This is a genomic window from Croceifilum oryzae (assembly GCF_030814315.1).
Lineage (GTDB): Bacteria > Bacillota > Bacilli > Thermoactinomycetales > Thermoactinomycetaceae > Baia > Baia oryzae.
This window is the reverse complement of record NZ_JAUSUV010000025.1, coordinates 1-5940: the sequence shown is the minus strand read 5'-3', so window position 1 is coordinate 5940 and position 5940 is coordinate 1. Positions and strand designations below refer to the sequence as shown.

At 42.1% G+C, this 5940-nt stretch carries 4 protein-coding genes and 2 pseudogenes; all 6 read left to right on the top strand.

Features of this window, described 5'->3' with window-relative positions; genetic code table 11:
- Window positions 1-1449 (top strand): polymorphic toxin-type HINT domain-containing protein (locus tag J2Z48_RS15595; RefSeq protein ID WP_307254996.1); only part of this gene is annotated, 1449 nt, incomplete at its 5' end.
- 120 nt (window positions 1450-1569) lie between these two features.
- Window positions 1570-2121: a suppressor of fused domain protein gene (locus J2Z48_RS15590; RefSeq protein ID WP_307254995.1), complete on the top strand. Its 552-nt coding sequence runs from the start codon at window positions 1570-1572 to the stop codon at window positions 2119-2121.
- A gap of 148 nt (window positions 2122-2269) precedes the next feature.
- Window positions 2270-2920, top strand: a complete 651-nt coding sequence (locus J2Z48_RS15585) for a hypothetical protein (protein ID WP_307254994.1) — start codon at window positions 2270-2272, stop codon at window positions 2918-2920.
- Between the two features lie 720 nt (window positions 2921-3640).
- Window positions 3641-4832, top strand: a pseudogene (ltrA, locus tag J2Z48_RS15580) (group II intron reverse transcriptase/maturase); the annotation flags it as partial.
- Window positions 4821-4958 (top strand): annotated as a pseudogene (locus J2Z48_RS15575) (SMI1/KNR4 family protein); the annotation flags it as partial. The pseudogenes ltrA and J2Z48_RS15575, both read left to right, overlap by 12 nt.
- Window positions 4959-5233: 275 nt before the next feature.
- A complete protein-coding gene (locus tag J2Z48_RS15570) occupies window positions 5234-5467 on the top strand; it encodes a hypothetical protein (RefSeq protein WP_307254992.1) in 234 nt (77 codons plus the stop codon).
- Window positions 5468-5940: the final 473 nt, after the last annotated feature.

Sequence of the window (5940 nt, the reverse complement as noted above, 5' to 3'; positions counted from 1 at the left end):
GAGATGTATAACTCGTTCCGTTATAGTGGAAAGCGCTGGGATCCGAATACGAAGTCCTATGACCTCGGTTTCCGTAACTACTCTCCGGAACAAGGGCGATTCCTGACTCAGGACTCGTATACCGATGCAGGGCAGTTTAAAGGTCTTATTATGGACCCAGGGAATGCGAATCAGTATGGGTTTGCGGCTGGGGATCCAGTAGGCAGTACCGATTTAGATGGTCATATTGAGATCATGATTGAAAATGATGATTTCCCAAGGGAGACCTATATCGCTGCAACTGGACATCATTATTGCCCTACAGCATTTTGTAGTAATGGGCGAGGCAAAAAGGCCAGCGCAGAAAGAAGAAAGCAGGCAAACGCTCATGTTGACTCATTAGTAAAACGAAATAAGGCAGCGGACAAAGCAGCAGCGGAGCGCAAGAAGAATAAATCGCATCCAGCTCCATCGAAACCGAAATCACAAGCACCACCTAAGCCGAAAGAGCCATCGAGTTGGAAAGCGATCGCACATGGTATATTAGATGTTGCAGGCATGATTGATCCAACGGGTATAGCAGATGGAGTTCATGCAGCATGGTATGCATTTGAAGGCGACTACGAAAATGCTCTCTACACCGCAGCCGGCATATTCCCCGGAGGCGATGCATTTAAATTCGCCAAGAATAGCAAATTCGTAAATAGCACTACCAAAAGGGCTATGAACGCAACATGTAAATGCTTCGTAGCCGGGACACGGATCGAGACAGAAGACGGCGGAAAGCCTATTGAGGAAATCGATATAGGTGACAAAGTCCTCGCCAAGAATGAAGAAACCGGAGAAATCGCCTACAAAGAAGTCGAATGGCTCTTCCAGCGAGAGATAGATGAAATCTACGAAATCCACATTGGTGACGAAGTCATCCAGACCACCGACGAACACCCCTTCTGGGTAGTCGGCGAAGGCTGGATCAGAGCAAAGGATCTCCGTAAAGGCGACATCTTCGAGACCGATAAAGGCAAGAAGCTAGCGGTTGATAAAATCGTTAAGAAGAAACAAAAAGCAACCGTTTATAACTTCAAGGTGAAGGATTTCCATACGTACTATGTGTCGAATTTGAAGGTTTTGACACATAATATGTGTGCTCCTGATGATTTTTTAATGGGGTCAAACAAAAAAGGAGATATAACAAACCGAGGATCATGGAGGAAGGATACGGTTAAAAAGGCATGGGAAGGTGCTGAAGTGGGACCTAATGGCGGGAGATTATGTCCTAGCTGTGGCAAAGAAGTCATGGTTCCACCATTCTCTGGTAAGTCGCGTGACTGGGATATTAGTCATATGCCGTCATGGACAAACAGAAGATTCTCATTGGATTCAAAGCGAAAAGATTTCTTGGATAATTATCAAGTAAACACTTTTCTTGAATGTCCTAGTTGTAATAGACCTAGAGGAAATCGAGATTAATGGTATAGAATGTTACTATTAATCAACCTTATGTTATGAAGCATGATTCTGTGAATTATACTTGAGAACACTAATATAATCATAGAATCATATCTAATTATTTAAGTTAGGAGGAACATAATGAGTGATTATATAGATTTTCTTGAAAGCCACCTAGGCGAAATTGAAGCTGGTACTTCGAAGATAGAAGGTTTTCAAGTTGCACGGTTTACAAAAGGGCCTTTTCCAGGAACGGTCACCTATTCTACCTTGGGAATGAGTCACCATTACCTTAAGAGCCCAGTTTCAAATAAAGAAATAAGGATGGAGTTGTTTTTTGTTTCTTATTCTGAACCTGAATATGACAATATTCCAGGGATTTTGGAACAAGTTGGACGAGAGGCATTAGAGAAGCACCAAGCCTACTTAGCTGGAGAGGTTATTGGACCAAGAGGGAAGTTATTTGAGGGAACCCAGTTGGAAGCATTGTATGTTGCAATGCCTGTTTACTTCCCAGATTCATTCCATGTTTTCTATCCCGAAAATGATATACCCATTGTTCAGGCATGGTTAGTCCCTATTACTTCTGCTGAAGCAGGCTTTATTAGAAAGAATGGCTGGAGCAAATTTGAAGATATTTTAGAAAAGGTAGATCCTGATGTAATCGATTTTAACCGATCCAGTGTTGTTTGATTAACATTACTATAATGATTGTCGCTTCTCGACTTTGGTCTGGAAGCGACTTTTTTATTGTCGAAAGTTCCATAAATGATTTTGAACAATTGATCTTTTGTTCTGTATGATGAACAATGTTATCAAGAAGCATACATGGGAGGGCAAGATGAACATCCAAGAGTACATATTTGAAGACTATGTAATTTGCCCCATCTGCAACGAAAAACTTGCATTTTTATCTGGATCGCATCTCAAATATAAGCATGGATATGAAGGAATGAGAGAATTCAAGATTGAGTATGGTATTCCGTTTGGACTAGCGATTGTATCACATGCAACCCGGGAAAAGATGAGGAAGCAAGGGAAGAAGCGATCAGAATGGTTTAAGAAGGAAGTGATGCCTATAGGCCTTCGAATGGCTAAGGATAAGGAATTAATCGTGCCGAAAGAGTCGCGGGAGCATATGGGCAGGGCGAGAAGAGGGAAAACATGGAGGCCTGAGTTTATTCGGCAACAGAGGCAAGAGGGCTGGATTGATCTACGTGATGCTGCTAACAAACTAGGTCTTGCTTACAATTATGCGAGGAAATGTGCTACAGATGGACGATTACAAACGGTTACTAAGAAAGGGATACGGTTTACTACTGAGGAGTGGGTGGAAGAATGGCGAGCTGTATTAGAGAAGAATCGTCCACATCGTTATGACGGATTGGCTAAAGCGCATCAATGGAAATACAATTTGATTAGCCAAATGAAGGAAGAAGGCTGGCTGGATTTAGCCGATGCAGCTAGCAGGGTGGGACTATCGTTTAGTTAGATGGAAGGCTTCGAACCATCATGAAAAGGGGATTGCGTTTTACCACTGAGAAGTGGGTGGATGCATGGAAGACTTTATTAGAGGAAAAAGGGTAACAAAGACATATTTAAAGGGATTTCTAGTGACAATCAACGGTTTCTCCATTATTGGGGATTCCGTTTTTTTGTGCGCCCGGCATGGGCGTAGTCTATAGGGTGAAAGTCCCGAATGGTGAAGGTAGCAGTAACCATTAGCTTAAGGCAAGGGTGTCCACCGTGAGGTGGAATCTGAAGGAAGCCAGCGGCAAATCTCCGGTCTGAGGAACACGAATCTCATAAAAGGCTAGTATTCGTTGGATGAGTCTGCAAACCAAGACAAAGTCCTTGCTACCGAAGGCGAATGAGAGTAAATGAGGCAGATAGATGGAGAGAAAGACTGCGTTCTTACCCGGGGAGATCTGCATGGCAAGCCATGCCCACATGGTAACCTAGATCGAAAGGTTTAGCTGAACATGCAGAAGTCAGCAGATGCCATAGTACCCGAGTAGAGGACGCTCGAAAAAGGGAAGGGCTGAACATTTGGGAAGAACGATTCACTATGCTTTCATTCTTTACGTTGATACAGACAACCTGTAATAGGCATACCTAGAGGAGGAAGTGGTGAAGTCCATGGGAGACTCTAGGAGGGTGGAGTAAGGAATGGCATAAATAGAGCGAAGCGTTCACGAGGAAGATTATATCGATGTTAATGAAACGACTATTTTCAAGAGAAAATCTCTTGAAAGCACTCAAACAAGTGGAAAAGAATAAGGGAAGCCATGGAGTGGATGAAATGTCAGTAGAATCCCTACGAGAATACATCCGAGAACATTGGGCTTCTATCCGTTCTTCCATCGAAGATGGAACCTACAAACCGTTGCCTGTCCGTCGAATCGAAATTCCGAAATCGAACGGAGGCGTTCGGTTATTAAGTATACCCACTGTGTTTGATCGTTTTGTACAACAAGCAATCGCCCAAATTCTAACACCTTTATTTGACCCCTGTTTTTCAGATTGTAGCTACGGGTTCCGTCCCGGAAGACGTGGGCATGACGCGGTTAGGAAAGCTAAGGGATATATAGAGGAAGGGTGTCGATGGGTAATAGATCTAGACCTTGAGAAGTTCTTTGACCAAGTGAACCATGATAAATTAATGAGTTTACTTGCGAAGAAGATAACAGACAAACAAATATTGAAACTGATTCGCAGATATTTGCAGTCTGGAATTATGGTCAATGGATTAAGAGTTTCCAATGAACAAGGGGTCCCACAAGGCGGTCCATTAAGTCCGCTATTATCTAACATCATGCTTGATTTATTAGATAAAGAGTTGGAAAAGCGTGGGCATAGATTCGTCCGTTATGCGGATGACTGTAACATCTATGTGAGAACCCGCAAAGCGGGTGAAAGAGTAAAACAATCCATCACCGAATTCATTGAACAGCAATTGAAACTCAAGGTAAATCAAGAGAAGAGTGCAGTAGACAGGCCTTGGAAACGGAAGTTTCTAGGATTCAGCTTTACTCATCACTATCGACCTAAAATACGTGTTGCTAAAGAGAGTATTAAAAGAGCGAAGGAAAAGATTAGAGAAATTACTTCTCGCTCAAAACCACTCACCATGGAACAAAGAATTGAACGATTGAATGTATTCTTGGTTGGTTGGGTGAATTATTTTTCTCTGGCAGACACTCTGACCCCATTCCAGCAAATAGAATCATGGCTTCATAGAAGGCTCAGAATGTGCCTTTGGAAACAATGGAAGAAGCCGGGAACAAAAATAAAAAGGCTTATTTCGTTGGGAGTTCCTAACGAAATAAGCCTATGAATGGGGTAATACTCGTAAGAAATATTGGCGTATTGCTCGTAGCCCTATACTCCATAATCGACATGGAGTGGTTGGAGAAAGTCAAATTATTGCACTTTCTTTTACAGAGTTATTATGTAATCTCGTAGAAGGGAAAGGTGATTACTGGTATTGGTTGCAAGGGGGAGCGTATTTGGGAGATGCCTACGATTGATGGTAGTCAATATAATCCCCTGGTTAGGTAGGTGTGCGTATGAAGCTTTACTGTTTAGAACCAGAAGTTGCTGGAGGAATAGGAGAAAATACTGTGTTCTCCATGGAAACATTTCCTAATGGCCAGCAAAAAGTTAGTCACTTGCATTATGAATTTGTTGGATGGCTTGGAGATGCTCTTCTAGAGACTTGTCTATGCTTCATTGTGACTGCTAGTCTAGCTTCCCTTATAGTACTAGCCTCTCTGGATATCAATTTAGAAAGGTGGAGGTAAGTATGTCTGAATTCTTCCAAGAGATGTATCCAGAACGTACACTTCCTGAATTTGTAGAATTGATTTCAGAAGGGAAGGTAGCCTTGCCAGATGATCTAGTCACTGATTGGATGGGAGAAGATTTTTGTATGGATGAAATTGCGAGACTAATAGTAAGTGAACGAGCTCTTTCTGTTCTAAAGAAACATCGCCTCAATCATTGTGATATTGAACAATTGGCTTGGAAAGAAAAATAGATAGCTGAACTAGTAATTAACGGTCTCTTTGGTATGAAGAGACCGTTAATTTTTTAATTCTGATATAAAATATGTATAAAAATAAATTGCTTGGATCTTATGATGATGATGTTAGGAGGGCAAGATGAACATTCAAGAGTACATACTTGAAGATTATGTAATCTGTCCCATTTGCGAAGAGAAATTAAAATCCCTTTCCTCGCAACATTTACACTATAAACATGGATATGAGGATTTACGAGAATTCAAAATCCAACATCGCATACCAAGACCGATAAAGAATCCAAGGACCAAGTCAAGACCCAGTTTGCCTACGACTCCTTAGACCGCACCATCGCGAAAGTGGAACAGGCAGGAACCGACAAAGCCAAGAAGACTAAGTTCGACTATCTTGGTACCACCGAACAAGTCATCTCGGAAGAAGTCGCTGACCAGATCACAAGATCCTATGTTTACTCCGCATGGGGCGAACG

Bases quoted from the DNA above. Each gene is read 5' to 3' on its own strand.
- J2Z48_RS15590 (WP_307254995.1), top strand. From the start codon at position 1,570: ATGAGTGATTATATAGATTTTCTTGAAAGCCACCTAGGCGAAATTGAA.
- J2Z48_RS15585 (WP_307254994.1), top strand. From the start codon at position 2,270: ATGAACATCCAAGAGTACATATTTGAAGACTATGTAATTTGCCCCATC.
- J2Z48_RS15570 (WP_307254992.1), top strand. From the start codon at position 5,234: ATGTCTGAATTCTTCCAAGAGATGTATCCAGAACGTACACTTCCTGAA.